Raw genomic sequence first — 25,714 nt, 5'->3', positions numbered from 1 at the left:
GGCAAGTGAAAGGCAAGGCATGAGCGATCTGGATCAGCGCATTGAGGTTCCGGGCGGCGGCCGCGGCAAGTCGACGGCACGGCGCCTGCTGCCGCTTGTGGTGCTGGCGGCTGCGATCGCCCTTGCCTTCCAGCTTGGCCTGCACGAGCAGGTCAGCATCGATGCCCTGCGCGAGCACCGCAGCGCCTTGAACGGCTTCGTCGCGGAAATGGGCGCCATGGCGGCGCTCGCCTTCGTTGCCCTCTATGCCGTGACCACCCTGCTGTTCCTGCCGGTCGGCGCCGTGCTGACCATTGCCGGCGGCTTCCTTTTCGGCGTTACCTTCGGCACGCTCTACGTCGTCGTCGGGGCGACCCTGGGGGCAGCCGGCATCTTCCTGGTCGCGCGCACGGCACTCGGGGATCACTTCCGCGCCAAGGCCGGCCCCTTCATGCAGCGCATGGAGGCGGGCTTCCGCGAGAATGCCTTCAGCTACATGCTGGTCCTGCGGCTCATCCCGCTGTTCCCCTTCTTCATCGTGAACGTGGTGCCGGCCTTCCTCGGCGTCTCCCTGCGCACCTACGTGGCCGGCACCTTCATCGGCATCATTCCCGGCACCCTGGTCTTCATCCTGGCCGGGGCCGGGCTGGGCTCGGTCTTCGACCAGGGCGGAACCCTGTCCCTGCAGACCATCCTTACGCCGCAGATCATCGCCGGCCTCATCGGGCTGTCGATGCTCTCCCTGCTGCCGGTGGTCTACAAGCACCTGAAGGCGCGCCGCGCTTCCGCCTGATCACTAGCCCCTCTATGATCCGGCGTTCAGGCTTGATATACCTGGAATATCGAGCGGTTCCCCGCTTCCGAGATCTTGAGCCCCATGCCTAGCCGACGGCCCCGGACCTCATGGCGGGACGACCTGTGTTCCAGGGGAGTGACCAGGGGAGAAGCGTCATGCCGTCTGCACCGAACCCGTCCGTGAAAGCTCCGCTGAAGCGCTGCGGACTGCGCGCCCTGCTGGCGCTGCTGCCCTTCCTGGCCCTGACCGGCGCCGTGACGGTCGGCCAGGTCGCCGCGCAGGACATCCGCTTCTTCCGCATCGGCACCGGCTCCACCGCCGGCACCTACTTCCCGGTCGGCGGGCTGATCGCCAGCGCCATCTCCAGCCCGCCGGGCAGCCGCGACTGCGAGCGCGGCGGCAGCTGCGGGGTCCCGGGCCTGGTGGCCGTGGCCCAGTCGACCCGCGGCTCCGTCGACAATGTGCGCCAGATTGCCGATGGCAGTATCGAGTCCGGCTTCAGCCAGTCCGACGTGGCCTATTGGGCCTACTACGGCGAGGAGCTGTTCCACGAGGGCGGGGCGCTGACCTCGCTGCGCGCCATCGCCAATCTCTATCCCGAGACCATCCATCTGGTGGTCCGCGTCGACGCGGGCATCAAGTCCGTCGCCGATCTCAAGGGCAAGAAGATCTCCCTCGACCGCAAAGGCTCCGGCACGCGGGTCGATGCCCTTCTGGTGCTGCACGCCTACGGCCTCACACTCGATGACCTCGAGGACGTTCCCCTGGCCTCCGGCGCCGCCGCCGATGCCTTGCGCGAGGCCGAAATCGACGGCTTCTTCTTCGTTGCCGGCACGCCGGCCGCCGCGGTGCTGGAACTGGCCGAAGAAGCGCTGATCGACCTGGTCCCCCTCACCGGGCCGGAGGCCGACAAGCTGCTGGCGGCCCGGCCGTTCTTCGCCCAACAGACCGTTCCAGTCGGCGTCTATCCCGGCATTCCCGCCACCGAGACCCTCTCGGTCGGCGCCCAGTGGGTGGTTTCCGACCAGGTACCCGAGGACGAGGTCTACGAGATCACCCGCGCCCTCTGGCACCCCAGCACCCGCCAGCTGCTGGACAAGGGCCATCCCAAGGGGCGCCAGATCGTGCTGGAAAAGGCGCTCGACGGCCTCGGCATTCCGCTGCATCCCGGGGCCGCGCAGTACTACCGCGAAGTCGGCCAGCTGCCCTAGGCGGGCAGGCCGATCTCTCATGGCGGTTGTCAGGATTGTCGGCTGGAAGCGTGACCTCCGGAAGATCAGCCACACCACGCTGATTCGCGAGTACGCAGGCTTGGGACTTGCCCAGTCCAAGGCGATCACCGATCGCCTCCTGGAGGGGGAGGAAGTCGATGTAGAGGTCGACGCCAGGAAGACAGAAGAATTTCTGGCCCGGCTCCGTGAACTCGGCGCGATTGCGGAGCTGGCCGCTCCCTCGGACGTTGAGGAAGGTTAAGCCTCAGTCGAACTCGGGGGCCCGGGGCTCCGCGGCCGCCGCGGCGGCCCATTCCTGCATCCAGGGGTGGGCGGTCACCGCCGCGCAGTAGGCCTCGCAGACGCCGTCCAGCTTCACGTCATAGGTGCGAAAGCGCGTCACCACCGGCGCGTAGAAGGCATCGGCGATGCCGAAATCTCCGAACAGGAAGTCACCGCCACCGCCGAAGCTTGCGCGGCAGTCCCGCCAGATATCGCAGATCCGCTCGATGTCGGCCTGCACCTCGGCGCCGACCGCATGGCCGGGATAGTGCTTGCTGAGGTCCATGGACAGGGCCTGGCGCAGGGGCGCAAAGCCGGAATGCATCTCCGCCGTGACGCAGCGCGCCACCTGCCGGGCCCGGGCGTCGCCGGGCCAGAGGCCCTTCCCCGGGAAGCGCTCCGCCAGGGTCTCGGCGATGGCCAGGGAATCCCAGATCGGCTGGCCGTCCTCTACCAGGGCCGGGACCTTGCCGGCCGGGCTGTGCTTCAGGATTTCGGCGCGGGTCTCGGGCCGGCGCAGCGGGATCACCACCTCCGTGAAGTCCAGGCCCGCCTGCCGGGCGAGCAGCCAGCCGCGCAGCGACCAGGAAGAATAGGTCTTGTTGCCAAGGATCAAGGTATAGCTGGTCATCGTCCGTGCTTTCGTTCGTCTGCGGGCCTTGTCGCCCGCATCCAGCGAGTCGACAGGGCGGCGATTTAGCGCAAATATGCGCGCGCCGCGCAAGCCTGCCGTGGCGCCTGACCCCATGAACGAACTCATTCCAGGAGCCGACCCTTGGCCAGTACCGCCTATCTTGTCGCCGATGACGAAGCCAACGCCGCTTGGGCCACGCCGATCGCCGCGGTCACGCGGGAGGCCTATGACGACTGGCTGAAGAACCAGGAGGCGCCGCAGCGCAGCTGGATCGCGGCGAGCGGCTTCCGCGCACAGCCGGGCGCCTTCTGCCTGTTGCCGGGCGAGAAGGGCAAGCTGGCGCAGGTGCTGCTGGTGATCGACGGGGAGGAAGCGATGTGGTCCTTCGCCGGCCTGCCGACGGCCTTGCCGCCAGGCACCTACCGGCTGGACCAGGGCTTGCGCCCGGGCCTCGCCTCGCGGGCGGCGCTGGGCTGGGCGCTGGGCAGCTACAGCTTCACCCGCTACAAGGAAAACCCCCGCGAATATCCCCGCCTGGTCTGGCCGAAGTCCGCCGACAAGGATCAGGTGAGCCATACCGCCGAGGCCATCGGCCTGGTGCGCGATCTCATCAACACCCCGGCCGCCGACATGGGCCCGGCGCAGCTCGCCGAGGCGGCGCGCAGTCTGGCCAAGCAGCACCGCGGCAAGTGCACGGTCCTGGCCGGCGACACCCTATTGAAGCGCAACTACCCGGCGATTCATGCGGTGGGCCGGGCGGCCGCCGAGGAGCCGCGCCTCATCGACCTGCGCTGGGGCACGCGCGGGCCCAAGGTGACACTGGTCGGCAAGGGCGTCTGCTTCGATTCCGGCGGCCTGGACCTCAAGCCCGCCGCGGCCATGAAGCTGATGAAGAAGGACATGGGCGGCGCCGCCCACGTGCTGGGCCTGGCCGCGCTCATCATGGCCGAGAAGCTGCCCCTGCGGCTGAGGGTGCTGGTCCCGGCGGTGGAGAACGCCGTCTCCGGCAACGCCTTTCGCCCGCTCGATGTGCTGCAGACCCGCAAGGGCCTGACGGTGGAAGTGGGCAACACCGACGCCGAGGGGCGCCTGGTGCTCTGCGACGCCCTGGCGGAGGCCGACAGCGAGAAGCCCGATCTGCTGATCGACTTCGCGACCTTGACCGGCGCGGCCCGCGTCGCCCTCGGCCCCGATCTGCCCGCCATGTTCTGCAACGACGACAAGCTGGCCGGCGCGATGCTGCGCCACGGCGTGGCGGAGGGCGATCCGCTGTGGCGCCTGCCGCTGCACAAGGGCTACCGCCAAGGGCTGGAGAGCAAGGTCGCCGACCTCAACAACATCTCCAACAGCCCCTACGGCGGGGCCATCACGGCGGCCTTGTTCCTGGAGAACTTCGTCAGCCCCGGCACCCGCTGGGCGCACTTCGACGTCATGGCCTGGAACGTGGCGCCGCGCCCCGGCCGCCCGGAAGGCGGCGAAGCCATGGGCCTGCGCGCGGTCTACGCCGCCATCGTCGAGCTGACGCGGCGCAGCGCCGCCAAGAAAAGCTGAGACGGCGCAATTGTCACAGCCCTGACCCCGCGCCGGGCTTGCGCCCGCATCGCGGCTTCGGCAGAATTCGTTTCGTTCCTGCAATGACAGCGAGCCGCCGTCATGGCCGCCCCGCCACCGCCGCCCGGCCGTCCCGCCGCCGGGTTCCCCAACGTGCCCCTGCTGCAGCCCAGCCAGGCGCTGACGCTTTGGCATACGGTGCTGGTCTCGGGGCTGAACCGCGCGCTGCCCGATCTCACCACGCGCCAGTTCGCGCTGTTCCTGGAAGTCTACCTGGCGCCGCCGCCGCATACGGTGCGCGGCCTGGCCAAGACCCTCAACATGTCGAAGCCGGCGGTGACCCGCGCCGTCGACCGGCTGGAGAAGCTGGAGTTCGTGCGGCGCAAGACCGATGAGCAGGACAAGCGCTCCGTCCTGGTTCAGCGCAGCGTGAAGGGCTCGGTCTTCCTGCGCGAGTTCGCCGACATGGCCAGCGACGCTTCGCGCCGCCTGGGCGGCTCGTGATCCGCCGCGTTCAGTAGCCGCGCTTCATATCGACCCGGCGGCTAATAGCCGCGCTTCATATCGACCCGGCGGCTAATAGCCGCGCTTCATATCGACAACGTGCTGCAGGGCTTCGCCCGCTTCCAGACGCTGGATGTTGGCGACCACGGCGCGCACCGCGGTCTCCGGCACCGTCATGCTGGCGATGTGCGGGGTCATGAAGACGCGGGGGTGCTCCCAGAAGGGATGGTCCTCGGGCAGCGGCTCCTGCTGGAAGACGTCCAGGGTGGCGCCGCTGATCTGGTCGCTGTCCAGGGCCTCCAGCAGGTCTTTCTCCACCAGGTGGCCGCCGCGCCCGACGTTGATGACCGCCGCGCCGGCCGGCAGCTTGGCGAAGGCCTCGGCGTTGAGGATGCCCTCGGTCTCCGGCGTCAGCGGCAGCAGGCAGACCAGGATGTCGGTCCCGGCCAGGAACTCGTCGAAACCGCCGATGCCGTGGAAGCAGGTGACGCCGCTGATCGACTTGGGGCTGCGGCTCCAGCCGGCCAGGCGGAAGCCGAAGGGCTTCAGCTTTTCCAGCGCATCGCGACCCAGCACGCCGAGCCCCAGCATGCCCACCTGGCGTGCCTCGGCGGGCAGTTGCAGCAGCTCCTCCCAGACCTTCTCGCGGCGCTGGGCGGCATAGTCCAGCATGAAGCGGTGGTGATTCATCACCGCCCAGACGACGTATTCCGACATGCCGGCGGTGAGGCCGGGCTCGACCATGCGCACCACCGGCACGCCCTCGGGCAGGTCGGGATCGCTGGCCAGGTGGTCGACGCCGGCGCCGACGGAGAAGACGGCCTTGAGGTTCGGGTAGCGCTTCAGCTCGCCCTCCGGCGGCTGCCACACCAGGGCATAGTCGATCGCCGCCGGGTCGCCGTCGTAGGGCCAGCTGTAGACCTTCAGCTCGGGGTAATTGGCGGCCAGGGCCTCGGCCCAGGCGTCGCCGCGATCGATATCGGTCTTGATGAGAAGTGCCAAGGTAAACCTGTCGGCTGAAGGGTAGGAAAATCAGGTGGAGACGACGCCTTCGACGGCTTCCAGCTCGAAAGCCGCCTTCATCAGCGCCTGGGTGTAGGCTTCGGCGGGCGCGTCGAAGATCTGTTCGGCGCGGCCCTGTTCCACCACCTTGCCGTCGCGCATGACGATAACCTCGTCGGCCAGGGCGCGGACGACCTTCAGGTCGTGGCTGATGAACATGTAGGCCAGGTTGTGACGCTGCTGCAGTTCGCGCAGCAGGTCGACGATCTGCGCCTGCACCGACATGTCGAGGGCGGAGGTCGGCTCGTCCAGCACCACGAAGCGCGGCTTCAGCACCATGGCGCGGGCGATGGCGATGCGCTGGCGCTGGCCGCCGGAGAATTCGTGCGGGTAGCGGTGGCGGCTTTCGGGATCCAGGCCCACTTCGTTCAGGGCCTCGACGATCAGCGCCTCGCGTTCTTCCTCGTTGCCGCCCAGGCCGTGGATCTTCAGGCCCTCGGCGACGATCTGGCCGACCGAGAGGCGCGGGCTCAGCGATCCGAAGGGGTCCTGGAAGACGATCTGCATGGAGCGGCGCAGTGGGCGCAGCTCCTTGCTGCCGAGCCCCTGGATGGTCTTGCCGTCGAACCGGATCGCGCCCTGGGAGGACAAGAGACGCAGCAGCGCCAGGCCCAGGGTGGTCTTGCCGGAGCCGCTTTCGCCCACTACGCCGACGGTGTGGCCCCGGCGCACGGTGACGGAGATGCCGTCGACGGCGCGCACGTAGTCGACGGTGCGCTTCAAGATGCCCTTCTTGATGGGGAAATAGACCTTCACGTCCTCGCCCTGCATCACCACCGGCGCGTCGGGCGCGGCGGTGAGGGGGCGGCCCTTGGGCTCGGCCGCCAGCAGGCGCTGGGTGTAGGGGTGCTGCGGGTTCTCGAAGATCTGCTCCTCGTTGCCCTGCTCGACGATCTCGCCCTGGGTCATGACGCAGACCTTGTCGGCCATCTTGCGTACGATGCCCAGGTCGTGGGTGATCAGCAGCAGGGCCATGCCGAGTTTCTGCTGCAGCTCCTTCAGCAGCTTCAGGATCTGCGCCTGGATGGTGACGTCCAGGGCGGTGGTCGGCTCGTCGGCGATCAGCAGGTCCGGCTCGTTGGCCAGCGCCATGGCGATCATCACGCGCTGGCGTTGCCCGCCGGAAAGCTCGTGGGGATAGGCGGAGAGGCGCTTCACCGCATCGGGGATGCCGACCAGCTTCAGCAGTTCCAGGGTGCGGGTCCTTGCCTGGTCCTTCGACATGCCCTTGTGCAGGAACAGCGTCTCGTTGATCTGCTTTTCCACCGTGTGCAGTGGATTAAGCGAGGTCATGGGCTCCTGGAAGATCATCGAGATCTGGTCGCCGCGCACCTCGCGCAGCAGCTTGCCCTCGGCGCCGACCAGCTCCTGACCGTTGAACTTGATGGAGCTGCCTTCCGGGTGGCGGGCCAGGGGATAGGGCAGCAGCTGCAGGATCGACAGGGCGGTTACCGACTTGCCCGAGCCGCTTTCGCCGACCAGGGCCACGGTCTCGCCCTTGGCGATGTCGAAGCTGACCTTCTTCACCGCATCGGCGGCGCCGCCGGGCGTCTGGAAGCGCACCGAGAGATTGCGGATCTGCAGCAGCGGCTCCATCAGTCGTCTCCTCCCGCGGCGGGGGCCGGCTTGGCTGTTTCTTCTTCGGCCGCCGTCTCCGCCGGGGCGGGGCCGCTGAACAGCTTGCGCGGGTCGAAGGCGTCGCGCACGCCCTCGCCGATGAAGACCAGCAGCGTCAGGGTGCCACCGATGACGAAGAAGCCGGTGAAGCCCAGCCAGGGCGCCTGCAGGTTGGCCTTGCCCTGGGCCAGGACCTCGCCCAGCGAGGCGGAGCCGGGCGGCAGGCCGATGCCGAGGAAGTCCAGCGAGGTGAGCAGGGTGACCGATCCGGCCAGGGCGAAGGGCATGATGGTCATGGTGACGACCATGGCGTTGGGCAGCACGTGGCGGAACAGGATGACCGGCGTGGGCGCGCCCAGTGCCTTGGCGGCACGCACGAATTCCAGGTTGCGCGCGCGCAGGGACTCAGCCCGCACGCCGGAGACAAAGGCCATCCACTGGAACAGCAGCAGCAGCGCCAGCAGCCACCAGAAGTTCGGCTCGATGATGCTGGTCAGGATGATCAGCAGGAAGAGGGTCGGCATGGAGGCCCAGATCTCGATGAAGCGCTGGAACAGCAGGTCCGTCCAGCCGCCGAAGTAGCCCTGCACGGCGCCGGCGGAGACGCCGATCACCGCCGAGATGATGGTCAGCACGAAGCCGAAGAGCACGGAGATGCGGAAGCCGTAGATCACGCGGGCGACCAAGTCGCGGGCCTGGTCGTCGGTGCCCAGCCAGTGGGCCGCGTCCGGCGGGCTGGGCGGCGGTGTGGCCAGGTCGGCGGCAACGCTCTTCTCGTTGTAGCGGATCAGCGGCCAGACCATCCAGCCCTTGTCGTTGATCAGCTCGGCGACGAAGGGGTCGCGGTACTCCGCCTCGGTCTCGAAGGTGCCGCCGAACTGCGTTTCCGGATAGGCCTCGAAGATCGGCGTGTAGAAGTCGCCGTCGAAGTAGACCAGGAAGGGCCGGTCGTTGGCGACGAACTCGGCGAAGAGAGTGAAGAAAAAGAGCGCCAGGAAAATCCAAAGCGACCAGAAGCCGCGCCGGTTCTTGGCGAAATTCTGCAGCCGCCGCCGGGTCAGCGGCGTGATCGTCATGCCGAGGAAGCGGTCCTGGTGCGGAAGGCTCGTCATGGTCAGACCTCCCGGCTCTCGAAGTCGATGCGGGGGTCGACCACGGTGTACATCATGTCACCGATGATGTTCATGATGAGGCCGAGCAACGAGAAGAAATAGAGCGTCGCGAACATGATGGGATAGTCGCGCGCGAAGGTCGCCTCGAAGCCGAGCCGCCCCAGGCCGTCCAGCGAGAAGATGATCTCGATCAGCACCGATCCGGTGAAGAGGATGCCGATGAAGGATTGCGGGAAGCCGGCGATGACCACCAGCATGGCGTTGCGGAAGACGTGGCCGTAGAGCACGCGCTGCTCGGTGAGGCCCTTGGCCCGCGCGGTGACCACGTACTGGTGGCTGATCTGGTCCAGGAAGGAGTTCTTGGTCAGCATGGTCAGCCCGGCGAAGCCGCCGATCACCATGGCGGTGATGGGCAGCACCATGTGCCAGAGATAGTCGACGATCAGCGCTGGCCAGCTGAGCGATTCCCAGTCGTCCGACACCAGTCCGGCAAGCGGGAACCAGTTGAAGTACTGGCCGCCGGCGAAGACCACCAGCAGGAAGACGGCGAAGAGGAAGGAGGGAATGGCGTTGCCGACGATGACCACGGCGCTGGTCCAGATATCGAAGCGCGAGCCGTCGCGCACCGCCTTGGCCACGCCCAGCGGGATGGAGATCAGGTAGACCAGCAGGGTGGTCCAGATGCCCAAGGATATGGAGACCGGCATCTTGCTGAGAACCAGGTCGACGACGCTTTCGTCGCGGAAGAAGCTGTCGCCGAAGTCGAAGACCACGTAGTTGCGCATCATGATGAAGAAGCGCTCGTACATCGGCTTGTCGAAACCGTAGAGCTTCTCGATCTCGGCGATGAACTCGGGGTCGAGGCCCTGGGCGCCGCGATACTTGCTCGCCGGCGACTGATCGCTGGCTGCGCCGCCGCCCTGCTGGCCGCCGCCGGCCGCCACCTCGCCTTCGCCGCTGCGGGTGATGCGCTGGGAGATGTCGGCGCCCTCGCCGGTGATCTGGCCGATCAGCTGCTCCACCGGCCCGCCCGGGGCAACCTGGATGATGAAGAAGTTGATCACCATGATGCCGAACAGCGTCGGGATGATCAGCAGCAGGCGGCGGATGAGGTAGGCGAGCATGGCGCTGGTCTCTCAGGTTGCGGCGCTGCCGGAACGGCGTCTGTAGACGAAGAAGGCGATGATCACCGCGACACCGGCCAGCAGCCACCACCAGGTCTGTCCGCCGCCGCTCTCCGGCTGCTCTTCGGCGGTCAGGTTCTGGGCACGGCGCTGCTCCAGCAGCTTCGCCTTTTCCTCGTTCCACCACCAATAGGCCCAGGAGGTTCCACTCTTGGGGATGATCTCGGGCTGCGAGAACTTGTCCCAATAAAGGATGCGGTCGACCCGGGAATGCCAGTTGGGCACGACGAAGTGATGCCACAGCAGCACCCTGTCGAGGGCGCGGGTGCGCGCGACGAGGCTTTCGCGGCTCGGTGCGGCGATCAGCAGCTCGATCAGTTCGTCGATAACCGGATCGGCAATGCCGACGTAGTTGCGCCCCGAGGGGGAGTTTGCCGACTCGCTGCCCCAGAAGTCCCGCTGCTCGTTGCCCGGCGATTCCGACTGGCCCCAGCTGCTGACAATCACGTCGAAATCGAAAGCGCGCAGCCGGTTGATGTACTGCGACTGGTCGACGAGGCGTACCCTGGCGTCGATGCCGAGGCGCTCCAGGTTGCGCGTGTAGGGCAGGACGATGCGCTCGAAGGCCGGGCTGACGATGAGGATCTCGAAGCGCAGCTGGACGCCGGTCTCGGCATTCACCAGCTTCAGGTCGCGCACCACCCAGCCGGCCTCGGCCAGCAGTTCGAAGGCCTTGGCCAGGTTGTCACGGGGCCAGCCGCTGCCGTCGGTCTTGGGTGCGTGGTATTTGGTGGTGAAGACCTCCTCGGGAACGCGCCCGCGAAAACGCTCCAGGATCTCCAGTTCCTCGCCTTCGGGCAGACCGCTGGACGCCAGCTCGGAGTTGGCGAAATAGCTCTCCGTGCGGGTGTACTGGCTGAAGAAGAGGTTCTTGTTGGTCCACTCGAAATCGAAGGCGTAGCTGAGCGCCTCGCGCACGCGCGGGTCCTTGAACTGGTCGCGCCGGATGTTCATGGCGAAGGCCTGCATGCCCGAGGTGCGTTCGTTCTCGAAGCCGCGCTTGATCAGCAGGCCGCGCTCGACCGCCGGGACGTCGTAGTCCACCGCCCAGGCCTTGGCCTGATTCTCCACGCGGTAGTCCAGGTCGCCGGCCTTCAAGGCCTGGCGGATCACCGTGTCGTCCAGGTAGTACTGGTAGTGCAGGCGGTCGAAGTTGTAGAGGCCGCGATTGACCGGCAGGTCCTTGCCCCAGTAGTCGTCGACGCGCTGCCAGTCGATGTAGCGGCCCGGCTCGAACTCGGCGATCTTGTAAGGGCCGCTGCCCAGCGGCGGCTCCAACGTCGTCTTGTCGAACTCCCTGTCTTCCCAGTAGTGCTTCGGCAGCACCGGGATCTGCCCGGCGATCAGCGGCAGCTCGCGGTTCTCGCCCTCCGAGAAGTCGAAACGCACGCTGCGCTCGCCCAGCTTGGTGGCCTTCTCGATGTTCTGGTAATAGAAGCGGTAGAAGGGGTGCCCCTTCTCGCGCAGGACGTTCAGCGAAAAGATCACGTCTTCGGCGGTGATCGGCTCGCCGTCGTGCCAGCGCGCCTCGGGGCGCAGGTGGAAGATCACCCAGGAACGGTCGTCCGGCCACTCGACGCTGTCGGCCAGCAGGCCGTATTCCGAGAAGGCCTCGTCGGCGCTGGAGGTCAGCAGCGTCTCGTAGAGGAATCCCAGACCTGCAGCGGTGTTGCCCTTGATAATGTAGGGATTGAAGGAATCGAAGGTGCCGCTGGCGCCGAAGCGCAGGGTGCCGCCCTTGGGGGCGTCCGGGTTCACATAGTCGAAGTGCTGGAAATCGGCGGGATACTTCGGCTCGCCGTGCATGGCGATGGCGTGGGACTTGTGGATGATTTGGTCCTGGGCGCCAACGGGTGGTGCAATGGCCGCAAGAGAGAGGGCAAGCACCGTGGCGGCGGTGCAGTTGGCAAGGACTCGGCGCAAAGGCGGCATCACTTCCAAAAGCTGGACCCTGTTCGTCCCCGACTTGGTTCCGACCCGGGTTGGTCCCGGTGTTGATCGCGGAAATCTTTCTCCAATTCTAAACAGAACTGGCGGGCGAATCCGCAGATAACAAGCCTCCTCGCTGAGAAGTTATGGCGAATCAGGCGCTTTGCAGCAAGGACAACGCTTCGGCGTGGCAGGCGGGGTCGCCGGCGCAGAGCACCCGTCCGTCGGTCTCCAGGCTGGTCGGGCGGCCCTGCCAGTCGGTCATGACCCCGCCGGCGCCGGTGACAATGGGGGCGTGGGCCAGGTGGTCGTAGGGCGCCAGGTTGGCCTCGACGACGATGTCGCTGAAGCCGCTGGCCAGCAGGCCGTAGTTGAAGCAGTCGCCGCCGTAGAGGGTGAGCTTGGCGGCCCCGCGCAGGCGCGCGAAGGCCGGGGCGTCGTCGCCCATGAACATCTCGGGCGAGGTGGCCAGCACCGTGGCGGCGGCGAGGCCGGCGCAGGGGCGCACCCGGGCCTCCCGCGTGCCTTTGCGGTCGGTGAAGGTGGTGGCCTGGCCGCTGGCGCCCAGCCAGCGCTCCTCCAGGATCGGCATGTCGATGAGACCCAGGATCGGCCGGCCGCCCTGCAGCAGGGCGACGAGGCAGCCGAAGAGGGGGTTGCCGGTGATGAAGCGCTTGGTGCCGTCGATGGGGTCCAGCACCCAGACGAACTCGGCCCCGGCGTTCTCGACGCCGAACTCCTCGCCGTGGATGCCGTGGTCCGGGTGGGCGGCGGCGATGAGCTCGCGCATCGCCGTCTCGGCCTCGCGGTCGGCCCGGGTCACCGGGCTCTCGTCGGCCTTGTCCTCGACCGGCAGGTCTTCACGGAAGTGGCGCTGTGCCACGGCGCGTGCCGCCGCGGCCAGACGGCCGGCGAGACTTAGGAATTCCTCGGGGCAGCGCGGCGCGCTCACCGCGGGAGCGCGGTCCGCGCCTTACTCGGGCAGCGCGGCCGGGCTGCCGCTCAGCGTGCGCAGCCAGGCGACGAGATCGGCCCGGTCGCCGACCTTGCTCAGGCCGGCGAAAGACATCTTGGTGCCCGGGGCGAAGTCCTTCGGCTTGGCGAGGAAGGCGTTCAGGTTCTCGTAGGTCCAGGTGTCGCCCGACATGCCGGCCAGGGCGTCGGAATAGCTGAAGCCCTCGTGGCTGGCGATCGGCCGGTTCACCAGGTCGTAGAGGTTCGGGCCCACCTTGTTGGGGCCGCCCTCGTCGAAGGAGTGGCAGGCGGTGCACTTCTTGGCCACCTTCTCGCCGGAAGCCGGATCGGCGGCGGCCAGCAGCGGGGCGATGGGCTCGAGCGTCGGCTCCTCCGCCACCATGGCCGTTTCGGTGCCGCCCTCGCTGGCGGCGATCACGTAGGAATTCTCTTCCAGCTCCACGTGCGGCTCGTAGAGCAATTCGGCCACGAAGCCGGAGAGCATGGCGACAACGCCGGCCGAGAGGACGGCGGCGGCGATCTTATTCGATTCCAACGAGGAAGCCATTGATAAGCCCTTGCATCCCTTCTGAACTGCGCCGGACAATAACGGCGCGAGACAGCGCTTTCAATAGTCCCTGCGGCTGGCGCCTGCAAGGCCCTGGATCGGGGGTGCGACGACGAGTCCTGCCTGCAAATCCGCCGGATTCTTGCTTTCCGGGGCGAAAAGGCGGTTTCTTTTCCCGCTTTTCCGGCCCTAAGCTGCGGCGGCCGGCCCGCCGGGGCCGCTTTTCACCGTGCCGGGTGGTCCGCTGCCCGATCCACTTAGCTCTTCTTCCGCTGTTCCGACCCTGCTGATGACCGCCCCTCCCGAAAATCCTCCCAAGAACCCGATCGTCATGATCCCGGCGCGCCTGGCCTCGACCCGGCTGCCCGACAAGCCCCTGGCCGACATCCAGGGTGCGCCCATGATCGTCCATGTCTGGCGCCGGGCCATGGAGGCCGAGGCGGGGCCGGTGGTGGTGGCCTGCGCCGAGGAGGCCATCGCCGAGGCGGTGACCGCCGCGGGCGGCCAGGCGGTGCTGACCGACCCGGCGCACGCCAGCGGCTCCGACCGCATCTTCGAGGCCCTGCAGCAGGTCGACCCGGAGGGCCGCCACGACGCCGTGGTCAATCTGCAGGGCGACCTGCCGACCCTGGACCCGGCGCTGGTGCGGGCGGTGCTGCGGCCCCTGGCCGAAGGCCCGGCGGACATCGCCACCCTGGTGGTGGAGATCACGGAGCCCGAGGAGCGCAGCAATCCCAACGTGGTCAAGGCGGCGGTCAGCTTTCCGGCGGGTCACGACAGCGCCCGGGCGCTCTATTTCAGCCGCTGCCCGGTGCCCTGGGACGGCGGGGACGACAGCCGCCCGCTCTACCACCACATCGGCATCTACGCCTACCGGCGCCCGGCGCTGGCGCGCTTCGTCGCCCTGCCGCCCTCGCCGCTGGAGCTGCGCGAGAAGCTGGAGCAGCTGCGCGCCCTGGAGGCGGGGATGCGCATCGACGCGGCCCGCGTTGACACCCTTCCCCTGGGTGTCGATACTCCCGCCGACCTGGAGCGGGCGCGGGCCCTGCTGGCGACCGCCTAGGGCCTGGATTTCCCTATGTTCCCGGGCGGTTTGGACGTTCGGGCATCCGCGACAGAGAAGGCCGCACCCTATGTCAGAGGCCACCAAGCAGGCGGCGTCAGAGAACGTCATTGCCTTTCAGGGCGTCCCCGGCGCCTATTCCGACATGGCCTGCCGGGCCGCCTACCCGGAGATGACCACCCTGTCCTGCGCCTCCTTCGAGGACACCTTCGCGGCCGTGACCTCCGGGCGTGCGCGCTACGCCATGATCCCCATCGAGAACTCCAGCGCCGGGCGCGTGGCGGACATCCACCACCTGCTGCCGGGCTCCGGCCTGCACATCATCGGCGAGCATTTCCAGAAGGTGGAGCACCAGCTCCTGGCGCCGAAGGGCGCCACCATGGACAGCGTGCAGACGGTGCACAGCCACGTGCAGGCGCTCTCGCAATGCCGCGAGTACGCCCGGCGCGAGGGCCTGACCCCGGTGACCCACGCCGACACCGCCGGCGCGGCCAAGGAAGTGGCCGAGCTGGGCGACCCGAGCCGCGCCGCCATCGCCTCCGCCCTGGCGGGAGAGATCTACGGCCTGCAGGTGCTCGACGCCAACGTGCAGGACATCCCGCACAACACCACGCGCTTCATCATCATGGCGGAGGAGCCGATCGACCCGCCGCACGACGGCACGCCGGTGATCACCACCTTCGTGTTCCGCGTGCGCTCGGTGCCGGCGGCGCTCTACAAGGCGCTGGGCGGCTTCGCGACCAACGGCGTGAACATCACCAAGCTGGAAAGCTACATCATCGACGGCAGCTTCACCGTGGCCCAGTTCTACGCGGACATCGAGGGCCACCCGGAAGACCGCATGGTGCGCCTGGCGCTGGAGGAGCTGAGCTTCTTCTCCCGCGAGGTGAAGATCCTCGGCGTCTACCCGGCCAACGACTTCCGCGGCACCGAGAACGGCGACGACTGAGGCCGGCCCTTCATCCACACTTCATTTGTCATGCTCGGGCTTGTCCCGAGCATCCAGGGCGGGTGGCGTGGCGGTTGCCCCTGGACCCTCGGCAGAAGGCCGAGGGTGACAGCAGGGGCCGCTCCTAACCCTCTTCCAGCCAGTCCTCGATCAGGCGGCGGGCGATGGAATCGCGCCGCGGCAGCTTGAAGGTCTCGTCCTCCGGCGAGTTCTTGAGGTCCGCGCGGCTGTACCACCGGGCGCTCTCGATCTCGTCCTCGGCAAGGCGCAGAGGGCCGAAGTCGGCGCGGGCGTGGAAGCCCAGCATGATGGAGGAGGGGAAGGGCCAGGGCTGGGAGGAGGAATAGGTGACGTCCTCCACCGCGATCTTCAGGCCGACCTCTTCCCAGATCTCGCGGGCGACGGCCTCCTCCAGGCTCTCGCCGGGCTCGACGAAGCCGGCCAGGGTGGAGTGCATGCCCGGCGGCCAGACCGCCTGGCGGCCCAGCAGGCAGCGGTCGGCGCCGTCGTGGACCAGCATGATCACCGCCGGGTCGGTGCGCGGAAAGTGCACGGCGTTGCACTCGGCATTGCTGCAGCGGCGCTGGTGGCCGGCCTTCTCGCTCACCGTCGGCGCGCCGCAGACCCCGCAGAAGCCGTGGCGCGCGTGCCAGTGGGCGAGGCCGCGGGCGTAGGCCAGGATGGCGCTGTCCTCGCGGTTCATGAGCGGGCCGACCTGGCGCAGGTCGCGGAAGGCCGCGGCGGCGCCGCCCAGCGGCTCGACCTCGGGCTCCTCCAGGTGCGACAGGTCGACGGCCAGGTAGACGGTCTCCTCGCGCAGGCCCAGGAAGACCGCGGTGTCGGCGCTCTCGATCAGGGTCTCGATCTCGGCGCGCTCCAGCCACACCGCCTCGGCCTCGCCGGCGACGAGGTGCAGGCTGCGCCACAGCGGCACCACCCGGGCGCGCGGGTCGGCCAGCAGCTCGGCCAGGCGCTCGGTGTCGCCGCGCAGATGGTCGGCGCGGTCCAGCGGCACCCCGGCGTAGAAATTGATCTTCGGCATAACAATCAAGGTGGCATGGCCCCGGCGGGGCTGGCAATCGCGATGTCCGCCCGCCGCGCGCATGGCCGGGTTGCATCCCCTCGGGCTCCGACCCGCGTAGTTGTCTGCGAAGGCCCGATGGGTCAGGCTTCTGGAAAGCGGAAGGAAAATGCATGCAAAGACGCCAAGCCTTGAAGCTGCTGGGCGGCGGCGGCGCGGCCCTCGGCCTCGGCCCCCTGGGGCCGTTCGGCGGCGCGGCGGCTGCCTGCGATCTGTTTCCCAGGCAGGACGGCTGGCGCTTCCTGGTGCTGCGCCACGGCAACGTGATCGGCGAGCACCTCTTCACCTTCTCGCGGCGCAACGGCGACTTCGTGGTCGACATCGCCATCGACATCGCCGTCGACCTGCTGGGCGTCACCCTGTTCCGCTTCACCCACCGCGCCGAGGAGGTCTGGCGCGACGGCTGGCTGCATTCCCTGGTCTCCGCCACCGACGACGACGGCACCCTCTGGCGGCTGGAGTCGGAGCACCGCGACGGCGCCCTGCGCGGCAAGGTGAACGACGTCGCTTTCGACGTCTCCGGCTTCGTCATTCCGGCCAGCCTCTGGCACCGCGACACGCCGAAGACCCAGGCGCTGTTCGGCACCATCGACGGGCGCATCAAGGTGGTGCGCAGCGAGGCCCTGGGCGAGGAAGCGGTCAAGGTCGGCGCGGACCGGGTCCAGGCCCGCCACTACCGCCTGACCGGCCAGCTGGAGCGCGACGTCTGGTACGGCCCGGACTGCGGCATCGCCAAGGTGACCTTCCCGGCCCGCGACGGCTCCCTCATCACCCTTGAGCGCCAGTAGGAACGCGTGGCCGGTCGCCGCAGCGGGCCGGAAAAGCGCGGAAATCCGCCAAAAAATCTTCTTTCAGGGAATCCGGAGGGGGGTCTTGTGCCGGGCCCTTCGATGCACGATATTGGGCCTGGGAGGTTGGCGGCGGACGGGCCACTCGCCAACCCGGTCAGGTCCGGAAGGAAGCAGCCGTAACGAGATTCCGGTCCGGGTCGCTGTTCCAATCTCCCACCCAAAGCTCTCACGCGCGCCGATCCGCTCTGGGCCGGGAAGATCGCCGGTTCCGCGGCGGCTTATCCCCAAAGCCATCGCCGCTTGGCCTTTGCCGGGCAGCCGTTGCCGGATAGACTGTCTCTCATGAGCGACGCCCCCAGCGACCGAGACCCCAACGGCCTTTCCGAGGGTCAGAAGGACGAGAGCCTTTACCGGGTGCTGGCGCGCAAGTACCGCCCCTCGACCTTCGCCGACCTGGTGGGCCAGGAAGCCCTGGTCCGCACCCTCACCAACGCCATCGACACCGGCCGCCTGGCGCACGCCTTCATCCTCACCGGCGTGCGCGGCGTCGGCAAGACGACCACGGCGCGCATCATCGCGCGGGCGCTGAACTGCGTCGGGCCGGACGGCCAGGGCGGGCCGACGCCCGAGCCCTGCGGCCTCTGCGCGCAGTGCACCGCCATCGCCCAGGACCGCCACGTCGACGTCATCGAGATGGACGCGGCCAGCCGGACGGGCGTCGCCGACATCCGCGAGCTGATCGAGGGCGTGCGCTACCGTCCGGTGCAGGCGCGCTACAAGATCTACATCATCGACGAAGTGCACATGCTCTCCAACAGCGCCTTCAACGCGCTGCTGAAGACCCTGGAGGAGCCGCCGGAGCACGTGGTCTTCATCTTCGCGACCACGGAGATCCGCAAGGTCCCGGTGACGGTGCTGTCGCGCTGCCAGCGCTTCGACCTGCGCCGCCTGACCCAGGAGGACCTGCAGGGCCTCTTCTCGCGCATCGTCGAGAAGGAAGGCGTGAGCGTGGAGCCCGAGGCCCTGGCGATGATCGCGCGGGCCGCCGACGGCTCGGCGCGCGACGGCCTCTCTCTGCTGGACCAGGCCATCGCCCTGGGCGGCGGCACCACGGTCGCGGCCGAGCAGGTGCAGGGCATGCTGGGTCTCGCCGACCGGGCCCGCATCTTCGATCTCTTCGGCGCGCTGGTCGCCGGCAAGGTGCCGGAGAGCCTGGACATTCTCTCTGACCTCTACGCCGCCGGGGCCGACCCCGCCGTGGTCATGCAGGACCTCCTGGAGCTGGCGCACTTCCTGACGCGGGCCAAGCTGGTGCCGCAGACCCTGGAGGCGCCGGGCCAACCGGAGACCGAGCGCCTGCGCGGGCGTGAGCTCTCGGAGAAGCTGAGCCTCGCCGCCCTGGCGCGGCTCTGGCAGATGCTGCTGAAGGGCCTGGGCGAGGTGCAGAGCGCCCCGGTGCCCCTGCAGGCCGCCGAGATGGCGCTGATCCGCCTGGCCTACGTCAGCGACCTGCCGACGCCGGGCGAGCTGGTGGAGCGCCTCAGCGGCGCCGCCGGATCGGCGCCGGCCGCCGCTGCGTCGCAGAGCGCGGCGCCGGCGCCGGGCAACGGCAGCTCTGCCGGTGGGGCGCCGGTCGAGGCGCGCGCCGGCTCCGAAAGAGGCCCCGACAGAAACTACGAGAGGGGCGGCCCCCCGCCCGCCGACAGCGGCCCCCGGGCTTCCCTGGCGCGGGCCTTGCCCGAGGAGCTGCCAGACGAGCTGGTCGTGCCGCGCTACGAGCCCCCTGAAGCGCTGGCCGAGGCGCCGCCGGCGACCGAGGCTTCGGAAACACCGCAGCCGCGCAGCTTCGCGGAGGCGGTGGCGCTGGTGCGCGATGGCGGCGAGAGCATCCTCGCCAACCACCTGATGAACGACGTGCATCTGGTGCGCTTCGAGCCGGGCCGCATCGAGATGCGCGTCACCGAGGCGGCGCCGCCCAACCTGGCGCCCCGCTTCGGCGCGGTGCTGGAGAAGGCCTGCGGCAACCGCTGGGTGATCACCATCTCCCAGGAGACGGGCGAGGCCAGCCTGCGCGAGCAGCAGAACGCCGCGGAGGCCGAGCGGCGCGCGGCGGTGATGCGGCACCCGCTGGTGCAGGCGGTGGTCGAGACCTTTCCCGACGCCAAGCTGGTGGCCCGCCGTGACCGGGTTGAGGTCGAGCGGGCCGAAGCGGCGGCGGTCGACAGAACGGATTCAGACAGAGGAGCGGACGAGGGATGAAGAACCTGGGCCAGATGATGAAGCAGGCGCAGGCGATGCAGGCCAAGATGGCCGAGATGCAGGAAAAGCTGGGGCAGCTCGAAGTCTCCGGCCAGGCCGGCGCCGGCATGGTGACGGCCACCCTGAACGGCAAGTCGGAACTGCGCGCCCTGAAGATCGATCCTTCGCTGGTCGACCCGAACGAGGTGGAGGTCCTGGAAGACCTCATCGTCGCCGCCGTCAACGACGCCAAGGCCAAGGTGGAGGCCAAGGTCGCCGAGGAGATGAGGCAGGTGACCGGCGGGCTCGACCTGCCGCCCGGCATGACGCTGCCCTTCTGATCCGCGCCGCCCCTTCCCCCGTCATGATCACCCCAAGATGATCGCTGGCGATTTAGAACGCCTCATCCAGCTGCTGTCCCGCCTGCCGGGCCTCGGCCCGCGCTCGGCGCGGCGTGCCGTGCTGCACCTGATGAAGAAGCGCGAGGCGCTGATGCTGCCCCTGGCCGAGGCCATGGCCCGGGCGGCGGAGTCGGTGACGCTCTGTTCGACCTGCGGCAACCTGGACAGCCACGACCCCTGCGGAATCTGCCGGGACCCCCGGCGCGATCCCAAGCTGCTCTGTGTGGTCGAGGATGTCGCCGACCTCTGGGCGCTGGAGCGCTCCGGCGCCTTCAAGGGCGGCTACCACGTGCTGGGCGGCACCTTGTCCGCCATCGACGGGCGCGGGCCCGACCAGCTCAACATGGGCCGGCTGCTGGAGCGGGTCACGGGCGAAGGCAAGGATGTCGAAGAGGTCATCCTGGCGCTTTCGGCCACGGTCGACGGCCAGACCACGGCGCACTACATCTCCGAGCGCCTGGCGGGCAGCGGCATCAAGGTGTCCCGCCTGGCCCACGGCGTCCCGGTGGGCGGCGAGCTGGACTACCTGGACGACGGTACCCTGACGGCGGCCATGAAGGCGCGCCGCCCGGCCTGAGAAGATGGGCCTGAGCTGCCCCGAAGCCGCCCTTGCGGTATCACGTTCTCGCCGCAATCCTCGGGCAGGATTTCTGCTACAACTCGCAGCAATGCAGCCTAGTTCCCGTCAGGAGATCCGGCCTATGCCTTCCCCCCGCCTGAAAGCTTCCGCCCTCGCGCTTGTGCTGCTTGCCTCTCCCCTGGTCTCTGCGGCCCTGGCCCCGGCCGTTCTCGCCCAGGAGGTGCCGGTGACGGCGGAGAGCCGCCGGGCGCTGACCCTGACGGTCTACAACCAGAACCTCGGCCTGGTGAGCGAGAGCCGCCGGGTCGACCTGCCGGCGGGCGAGAGCCTCTTGGCCATCGAGGACGTGCCGCGCCAACTGCAGCCGGAGACCGTGCTGCTGGGCGCGCCGGGCCTGCGTATCATCGAGCAGAGCCTGGCCGCCGACCTGCTGACGCCGCAGCGCCTCTTGGAGGCCTCCCTGGGCCAGACCGTGCAGCTTATCCGCGTCCACCCGGAGACCGGGGAGGACATCGTCGAGGAGGCCCGGGTGCTGTCGCTGGCCGGCGGCATGGTGCTGCAGTTGGGCGACCGCATCGAGATCAGCCCGCCGGGCCGCATCGCCTTCACCGGCCTGCCGGCGGGCCTGCGCAGCGAGCCGGCCCTGCTGGCCCGCGTCTTCCCCGGCCAGGCCGGCCCCAGCGACCTGCAGATCGACTACCTGACCGGCGGCCTGTCCTGGCGTGCCGACTACGTGGCGCGGTTGAACAGCGCCTCCGACCGTCTCGACCTCCAGGCCCTGGTGACCCTCACCAACGCCACCGACAGCAACTTCGAGGGGGCCACCCTGCGCCTGGTCGCCGGCGAGGTGAACCAGGCCGCCCCGGCGCCGCGCCCGGTGCTGGGGGCCATGGCGATGCAGGAAGCCGATGTCGCCCGCATGGCGCCGGCCCCGGAGATGTCGAAGGCCATGGCCGCCGCCGACCGCTACGTCTACGCCCTGCAGCGCCCGGTCACCTTGCGCCGCGGCGAGACCAAGCAGATCCCGCTGATGAGCGCCCGCAACGTGAAGGTGGTCCGCGAGTACCGCTTCGAGGGGGTGGTCAACGGCCATCCCGGCCTGGAGGAGATCGGCCCGCTGAACGCCGCGCTGATCCTGGAGCTGGAAAACGACCCCGACCTGGGCCTGGGCGCCCCGCTGCCCGCCGGCATCGTGCGCGTCTACGGGCCGGCCCAGGGCGCCTCGGGGGGTGGTGAGGACGCGACCCTGTTCCTCGGCGCCGACGGCATCGATCACACGCCCGAGGGTGAGAAGGCCCGGCTCGGCCTGGGCGAGGCCTTCGACGTCACCGCCCGGGCAAAGCGCACGGTCTACGAGCGGCTCTCCCAGCGCAGCTACGAAAGCGGCCAGCAGGTGACCGTGAAGAACGCCAAGGACGAGCCGGTGGAGGTGGTCCTGGCCGGGCAGATGCCCCAGGGCTGGCGGATGCTGGAGCAGAGCGCCGAGCACGAGCAGGAAAGCGCCAACCACCTCATCTGGCGGCTCACCGTGCCCGCCGGTGGCGAAGCCGAACTCACCTACCGCATCCGAGTGTCGAACTAGAGATTAGGCAAAATCGAGTTAATTATTCCAGGCAGAAACGGCTGATGCGCCAACGTTTCCGCCGCTTTTCTGTCATTAACTGATTTTCGCTTAATTCTCTGAAAACGACGAGCCCGCAGCGGCCCTAGTGCGTCGTCGGCGCGCCCAGGTGCGGGGGCGGCGGGGCGACCTGCTCGGCCTCGCGCTCGGCCTCTTCCAGCTCCAGCTCGCCGATCTTTTCGCCGCGGTTGAGGACCTTGTTGGCGGAGGTGCGGATGTCCTGGATGTCGCGGGAGGCCTGGTCGAAGTGGCTCTCCAGCTTGCCGACCCGCTTATCCAGGCGCAGCACGTCCTCCATCATCTTGCCGACCTCGGTCTGGATGATGGCGGCCTGCTCCCTCATGCGCACGTCCTTCAGCACCGCACGCACGGTGTTGAGCGTGGCCATGAGGGTGGTGGGGGAGACGATCCAGACCCGCGCCTTGTAGGAGGCTTCCACCACGTCGCGGAAGTTGGCGTGCAGCTCGGCATAGACCGCCTCGCTGGGCAGGAAGAGCAGCGCCGACTCGGCGGTCTCCCCGGGGATGATGTAGCGCTCCGCGATGTCCTTGACGTGGCGGCGCACATCGGCGGCGAAGGCGCGCTTGGCCGGGACGGCCAGGGCCTCGTCGCTGCCGGCGCTACGCAGCGCCTCGTAGCTTTCCAGCGGGAACTTGGAATCGATGGCGATGGCGCCCGGCGGATTGGGCAGCTGCAGCAGGCAGTCGGCGCGCCGCCCGTTGCCCAGGGTCGCCTGGAAGGCGTAGGCCGAGGGCGGCAGGGTGGCCTCGACCAGGTCGCGCAGCTGGATCTCGCCGAAGGCCCCGCGCGCCTGCTTGTTGCCCAGGATCTCCTGCAGGCCGACCATCTGGGTGGAGAGCTCGTTCAGGTTCTGCTGCGCCTTGTCGATGACGGCCAGGCGCTCGCGCAGATCGGCCAGGGCGGTCTGGTGCTTGGTGGTGGAATCGGTCAGGCGGTCGCCGACCTGCTTGGACAGGCCCTGCAGGCGCTCGTCCACGGCCTTGATGACCACCCGCTCCTGGGTCTGCAGGCGCTCGACGATGGTGTTCTGCACCGCGTTCTGGCTTTCGGCCATCTGGGCGAGGCGCCCGGCGAGGGCCGCCAGCTCCGGATTCTCCCGGGGCTGCTCCGGCGGCTTGGGGCGTAGCAGCAGCCCGGCGACGGCACCCAGGGCGAGCGCGGCCACGGCGATGACGAGGATGAGCATCAGGTCCATAGGCCCGACTCCAATGGGGGAACAGAACGCGAATCGGAGGCTAGCATACAAGGCGCGGCCGGGCGAAGGCCGTGCTTTGGAACCCTTCCAAACGGCTTGACCCGGGCCGTTTCTCGCCATACCTACAGGGCCATGGCTCTGCTCCCCATCATCACCGCGCCCGACCCGCGCCTGAAGAAGGTCTGCGCCCCCGTCGAGGCCGTGGACGACGAGATTCGCCAGCTCATGGACGACATGCTGGAGACCATGTACGCGGCGCCGGGCATCGGCCTGGCCGCGCCGCAGGTCGGCGTCCTCAAGCGCATCCTCGTGGTCGACATCTCCGGCGACGACGAGGAGGACGCGCCGCTCTTCATGGCCAACCCGGAGCTGGTCGCCGTTTCCGACGACGACGCCGCCTACGAGGAAGGCTGCCTCTCCCTGCCGGAGCACTACGGCGAGGTGATCCGCCCGGCCAAGATCCGCGTCCGCTTCCTGGACCGCGAGAACGAGATCCGCGAGCTGGAGGCCGAAGGCCTGCTGGCCACCTGCATCCAGCACGAGATGGACCACCTGGACGGTGTCCTCTTCGTCGATCACCTGACGGCGCTGAAGCGCAACATGATCCTGCGTAAGCTCCTGAAGGCCAAGAAGTCGAACACCCCCCTGGCCAGCTACGCCACGGTCTGAGGCGGGCCCCGGCATGTCCCTGCGTGTCGCTTTCATGGGGACGCCCGACTTTTCCGTCCCCACACTGAAGGCGCTCGCCGAAGCGGGCCATGAAATCGCCGCGGTCTATTCCCAGCCGCCCCGGCCCGCCGGGCGCGGGCAGAAGGAACGGCCCTCGCCGGTCCAGGCCTACGCCGAAAGCCGGGGCTGGGAAGTGCGCACCCCGACCTCGCTGAAAACGCCGGAGGCGCAGAAAGCCTTTGCCGACCTGAACCTCGACATCGCGGTGGTGGTGGCCTACGGCCTCATTCTGCCCCAGGCCGTCCTCGACGCCCCGCGCCTCGGCTGCGTGAACGTCCATGCCTCGCTGCTGCCGCGCTGGCGCGGCGCCGCGCCGATCCAGCGCGCCCTGCTGGCCGGCGACGAAGAGACCGGCGTCACCATCATGCAGATGGAGGCGGGTCTCGACACCGGCCCCATGCTGCTGAAGCGCAGTCTGCCGATCACGCCGGAGACCTCGGCGCAGGAACTGCACGACGCCCTGGCCGCGCTGGGCGCGGCCATGATCAACGAGGCGTTGGAAGGGCTCGACGACGGCAGCCTGACGGCGACGCCCCAGCCGGAGGAGGGCGTGACCTACGCCGCGAAGCTGGACAAGGCCGAGGGCCGCCTCGACTGGTCCGACGGCGCCGCGGCCCTGGACCGCCGCATCCGCGCCTTCACCCCCTGGCCCGGCGCCTTCTTCGAGGTCGGGGCGGGTAAAGGCCGAGAGCGGGTGAAGGTGCTGCAGGCGGAACCGCGCGAAGGCCGGGGCGCCCCCGGCACCGTCCTGGATGACCAGGCCACCATCGCCTGCGGCGAGGGCGCTCTGCGCCTTAAGAAGGTGCAGCGCGCCGGCAAGGCGCCGATGGCGGCCGAGGCCTTCCTGCGGGGGTTCGACCTGCCCGCCGGAACGGTGCTGCCGTGACCCGGGGGCTGGCGTGACCCGCTACAAGATCACCGTTGAATATGACGGCGGCGACTTCGTCGGCTGGCAGCGCCAGGCCAACGGCCCCTCGGTGCAGGCGGCGCTGGAACAGGCCATCCACCGCTTCTGCGGCGAGCGGGTGCTGGTGGAAGGGGCCGGGCGCACCGACGCCGGGGTTCACGCCCTCGGCCAGGCCGCGCACTTCGATCTCGTGAAGGACACCACGGCCGATACGGTGATGAAGGCGCTGAACTTCCACCTCAAGCCGGCGCCCGTGGCGGTGCTGACCGCCGAGGCGGTCGGCGGGGACTTCCACGCGCGCTTCTCCGCCATTCGCCGCGCCTACCTCTACCGCATCGTCAACCGCCGCGCGCCCCTGGCGCTGGAGCGCGGGCGCGCCTGGTTCGTGCCGCAGCCGCTCGATGCCGAGGCCATGCACGCGGCGGCACAGCTGCTGGTCGGCCACCACGATTTCACTTCCTTCCGCGCCAGCGAGTGCCAGGCCAAGTCGCCGGTGAAGACACTGGATATGCTGTCCGCTGTTCGTGATGGCGATCTGATCGAGGTGCGGGCCGAGGCGCGCTCCTTCCTGCACCACCAGGTACGCAACTTCGTCGGCTCCCTGAAGCTGGTCGGCGAGGGCAAGTGGTCGGCCGAGGATCTGAAGACGGCGCTGGAGGCGCGCGACCGTGCGGCAGCGGGGCCGACGGCGCCGGCCGCCGGGCTCTACCTCACCGAAGTGGGCTATCCGCCGCCTGCGCCGTGAGGGCCCACGT

General features: G+C 68.8%; 25 protein-coding genes and 1 other RNA gene. 16 read left to right on the top strand and 10 right to left on the bottom strand.

The window, feature by feature from the left end; translation table 11 throughout:
- Nucleotides 1–19: 19 nt before the first annotated feature.
- The 3 genes from H7X47_RS11850 (at nt 20) to H7X47_RS11840 (ending at nt 2,248) form a co-directional block, all read left to right on the top strand.
- A complete protein-coding gene (locus H7X47_RS11850; protein WP_193368868.1) occupies nt 20–772 on the top strand; it encodes a TVP38/TMEM64 family protein in 753 nt (250 codons plus the stop codon).
- Between the two features lie 158 nt (nt 773–930).
- Nucleotides 931–1,986, top strand: a complete 1,056-nt coding sequence (locus H7X47_RS11845) for a TAXI family TRAP transporter solute-binding subunit (RefSeq protein ID WP_193368867.1) — start codon at nt 931–933, stop codon at nt 1,984–1,986.
- Between the two features lie 19 nt (nt 1,987–2,005).
- Entirely contained in the window at nt 2,006–2,248 is a 243-nt protein-coding gene (locus tag H7X47_RS11840) for a hypothetical protein (protein WP_193368866.1), read from the top strand.
- Nucleotides 2,249–2,251: 3 nt separating this feature from the next.
- Here H7X47_RS11840 and H7X47_RS11835 read toward each other — a convergent pair whose 3' ends face one another.
- Nucleotides 2,252–2,899: a glutathione S-transferase family protein gene (locus H7X47_RS11835; protein ID WP_193368865.1), complete on the bottom strand. Its 648-nt coding sequence runs from the start codon at nt 2,897–2,899 to the stop codon at nt 2,252–2,254.
- Nucleotides 2,900–3,043: 144 nt separating this feature from the next.
- Between H7X47_RS11835 and H7X47_RS11830 the strand changes: the two genes are divergently transcribed.
- Both H7X47_RS11830 and H7X47_RS11825 read left to right on the top strand, forming a co-directional pair.
- Nucleotides 3,044–4,453, top strand: a complete 1,410-nt coding sequence (locus H7X47_RS11830) for a leucyl aminopeptidase family protein (RefSeq protein ID WP_227010386.1) — start codon at nt 3,044–3,046, stop codon at nt 4,451–4,453.
- A gap of 102 nt (nt 4,454–4,555) precedes the next feature.
- Nucleotides 4,556–4,957, top strand: coding sequence for a MarR family transcriptional regulator (locus tag H7X47_RS11825; protein WP_193368864.1), 402 nt, complete (start codon nt 4,556–4,558; stop codon nt 4,955–4,957).
- 72 nt (nt 4,958–5,029) lie between these two features.
- Here H7X47_RS11825 and H7X47_RS11820 read toward each other — a convergent pair whose 3' ends face one another.
- The 7 genes from H7X47_RS11820 to H7X47_RS11790 all read right to left on the bottom strand — a co-directional run bounded on the left by H7X47_RS11820 (nt 5,030) and on the right by H7X47_RS11790 (nt 13,383).
- The gene (locus H7X47_RS11820) at nt 5,030–5,959 is read right to left on the bottom strand and encodes a 2-hydroxyacid dehydrogenase (RefSeq protein WP_193368863.1); all 930 of its coding nucleotides are present in this window, start codon (nt 5,957–5,959) and stop codon (nt 5,030–5,032) included.
- Nucleotides 5,960–5,989: 30 nt separating this feature from the next.
- Nucleotides 5,990–7,615: an ABC transporter ATP-binding protein gene (locus H7X47_RS11815; protein ID WP_193368862.1), complete on the bottom strand. Its 1,626-nt coding sequence runs from the start codon at nt 7,613–7,615 to the stop codon at nt 5,990–5,992.
- Nucleotides 7,615–8,748, bottom strand: coding sequence for an ABC transporter permease (locus H7X47_RS11810; RefSeq protein ID WP_227010385.1), 1,134 nt, complete (start codon nt 8,746–8,748; stop codon nt 7,615–7,617). Before H7X47_RS11810 ends, H7X47_RS11815 begins: the two co-directional genes overlap by 1 nt.
- Before the next feature lie 2 nt (nt 8,749–8,750).
- Complete coding sequence (locus H7X47_RS11805; protein ID WP_193368861.1) at nt 8,751–9,872, bottom strand: microcin C ABC transporter permease YejB; 1,122 nt, start codon at nt 9,870–9,872, stop codon at nt 8,751–8,753.
- Between the two features lie 12 nt (nt 9,873–9,884).
- Nucleotides 9,885–11,864, bottom strand: a complete 1,980-nt coding sequence (locus tag H7X47_RS11800; RefSeq protein WP_193368860.1) for an extracellular solute-binding protein — start codon at nt 11,862–11,864, stop codon at nt 9,885–9,887.
- Between the two features lie 151 nt (nt 11,865–12,015).
- On the bottom strand, nt 12,016–12,813 hold the full coding sequence (hisN, locus tag H7X47_RS11795) for a histidinol-phosphatase (RefSeq protein WP_193368859.1): 798 nt from the start codon (nt 12,811–12,813) through the stop codon (nt 12,016–12,018).
- Between the two features lie 21 nt (nt 12,814–12,834).
- Entirely contained in the window at nt 12,835–13,383 is a 549-nt protein-coding gene (locus H7X47_RS11790; RefSeq protein WP_193368858.1) for a c-type cytochrome, read from the bottom strand.
- Between the two features lie 289 nt (nt 13,384–13,672).
- On the opposite strand from H7X47_RS11790, the gene H7X47_RS11785 reads away from it, so the two are divergent.
- Both H7X47_RS11785 and H7X47_RS11780 read left to right on the top strand, forming a co-directional pair.
- Nucleotides 13,673–14,446, top strand: coding sequence for a 3-deoxy-manno-octulosonate cytidylyltransferase (locus tag H7X47_RS11785; protein WP_193368857.1), 774 nt, complete (start codon nt 13,673–13,675; stop codon nt 14,444–14,446).
- A 70-nt stretch (nt 14,447–14,516) separates the two neighbouring features.
- Nucleotides 14,517–15,395: a prephenate dehydratase gene (locus tag H7X47_RS11780; protein WP_193368856.1), complete on the top strand. Its 879-nt coding sequence runs from the start codon at nt 14,517–14,519 to the stop codon at nt 15,393–15,395.
- Nucleotides 15,396–15,519: 124 nt separating this feature from the next.
- Here the strand turns inward: H7X47_RS11780 and nudC are convergent, their stop codons facing one another.
- The gene (gene nudC, locus H7X47_RS11775) at nt 15,520–16,437 is read right to left on the bottom strand and encodes an NAD(+) diphosphatase (protein ID WP_193368855.1); all 918 of its coding nucleotides are present in this window, start codon (nt 16,435–16,437) and stop codon (nt 15,520–15,522) included.
- Between the two features lie 152 nt (nt 16,438–16,589).
- Here nudC and H7X47_RS11770 point away from each other — a divergent pair, with 152 nt between their 5' ends.
- From H7X47_RS11770 to H7X47_RS11745, 6 genes are all read left to right on the top strand, one after another.
- On the top strand, nt 16,590–17,264 hold the full coding sequence (locus H7X47_RS11770) for a DUF6134 family protein (RefSeq protein ID WP_193368854.1): 675 nt from the start codon (nt 16,590–16,592) through the stop codon (nt 17,262–17,264).
- Nucleotides 17,265–17,385: 121 nt separating this feature from the next.
- Nucleotides 17,386–17,484, top strand: an RNA gene (gene ffs / locus H7X47_RS11765) — signal recognition particle sRNA small type.
- A gap of 125 nt (nt 17,485–17,609) precedes the next feature.
- Nucleotides 17,610–19,526 (top strand): DNA polymerase III subunit gamma/tau, encoded by a 1,917-nt coding sequence (locus tag H7X47_RS11760; RefSeq protein WP_193368853.1) that lies wholly within the window; start codon nt 17,610–17,612, stop codon nt 19,524–19,526.
- Nucleotides 19,523–19,846 (top strand): YbaB/EbfC family nucleoid-associated protein, encoded by a 324-nt coding sequence (locus H7X47_RS11755; protein WP_193368852.1) that lies wholly within the window; start codon nt 19,523–19,525, stop codon nt 19,844–19,846. The genes H7X47_RS11760 and H7X47_RS11755 overlap by 4 nt, the downstream gene beginning before the upstream one ends.
- A 37-nt stretch (nt 19,847–19,883) precedes the next feature.
- Nucleotides 19,884–20,483, top strand: a complete 600-nt coding sequence (gene recR, locus H7X47_RS11750) for a recombination mediator RecR (protein WP_193368851.1) — start codon at nt 19,884–19,886, stop codon at nt 20,481–20,483.
- A 124-nt stretch (nt 20,484–20,607) separates the two neighbouring features.
- Nucleotides 20,608–22,068: a DUF4139 domain-containing protein gene (locus H7X47_RS11745; protein WP_193368850.1), complete on the top strand. Its 1,461-nt coding sequence runs from the start codon at nt 20,608–20,610 to the stop codon at nt 22,066–22,068.
- A gap of 124 nt (nt 22,069–22,192) precedes the next feature.
- Here H7X47_RS11745 and H7X47_RS11740 read toward each other — a convergent pair whose 3' ends face one another.
- Nucleotides 22,193–23,323: a DNA recombination protein RmuC gene (locus tag H7X47_RS11740; RefSeq protein ID WP_193368849.1), complete on the bottom strand. Its 1,131-nt coding sequence runs from the start codon at nt 23,321–23,323 to the stop codon at nt 22,193–22,195.
- A gap of 132 nt (nt 23,324–23,455) precedes the next feature.
- On the opposite strand from H7X47_RS11740, the gene def reads away from it, so the two are divergent.
- From def to truA, 3 genes are read left to right on the top strand one after another with little or no spacing between them, the layout of a single operon-like run.
- Complete coding sequence (gene def / locus H7X47_RS11735; RefSeq protein ID WP_193368848.1) at nt 23,456–23,992, top strand: peptide deformylase; 537 nt, start codon at nt 23,456–23,458, stop codon at nt 23,990–23,992.
- 13 nt (nt 23,993–24,005) lie between these two features.
- On the top strand, nt 24,006–24,938 hold the full coding sequence (gene fmt / locus H7X47_RS11730; protein WP_193368847.1) for a methionyl-tRNA formyltransferase: 933 nt from the start codon (nt 24,006–24,008) through the stop codon (nt 24,936–24,938).
- A gap of 13 nt (nt 24,939–24,951) precedes the next feature.
- The gene (truA, locus tag H7X47_RS11725; RefSeq protein WP_193368846.1) at nt 24,952–25,704 is read left to right on the top strand and encodes a tRNA pseudouridine(38-40) synthase TruA; all 753 of its coding nucleotides are present in this window, start codon (nt 24,952–24,954) and stop codon (nt 25,702–25,704) included.
- Nucleotides 25,705–25,714 lie beyond the last annotated feature (10 nt).

This window comes from Pelagibius marinus (assembly GCF_014925385.1).
Lineage (GTDB): Bacteria > Pseudomonadota > Alphaproteobacteria > Kiloniellales > Kiloniellaceae > Pelagibius > Pelagibius marinus.
Note: the sequence above shows the minus strand (reverse complement) of the source record. Positions and strands in the feature narration are given on the sequence as shown.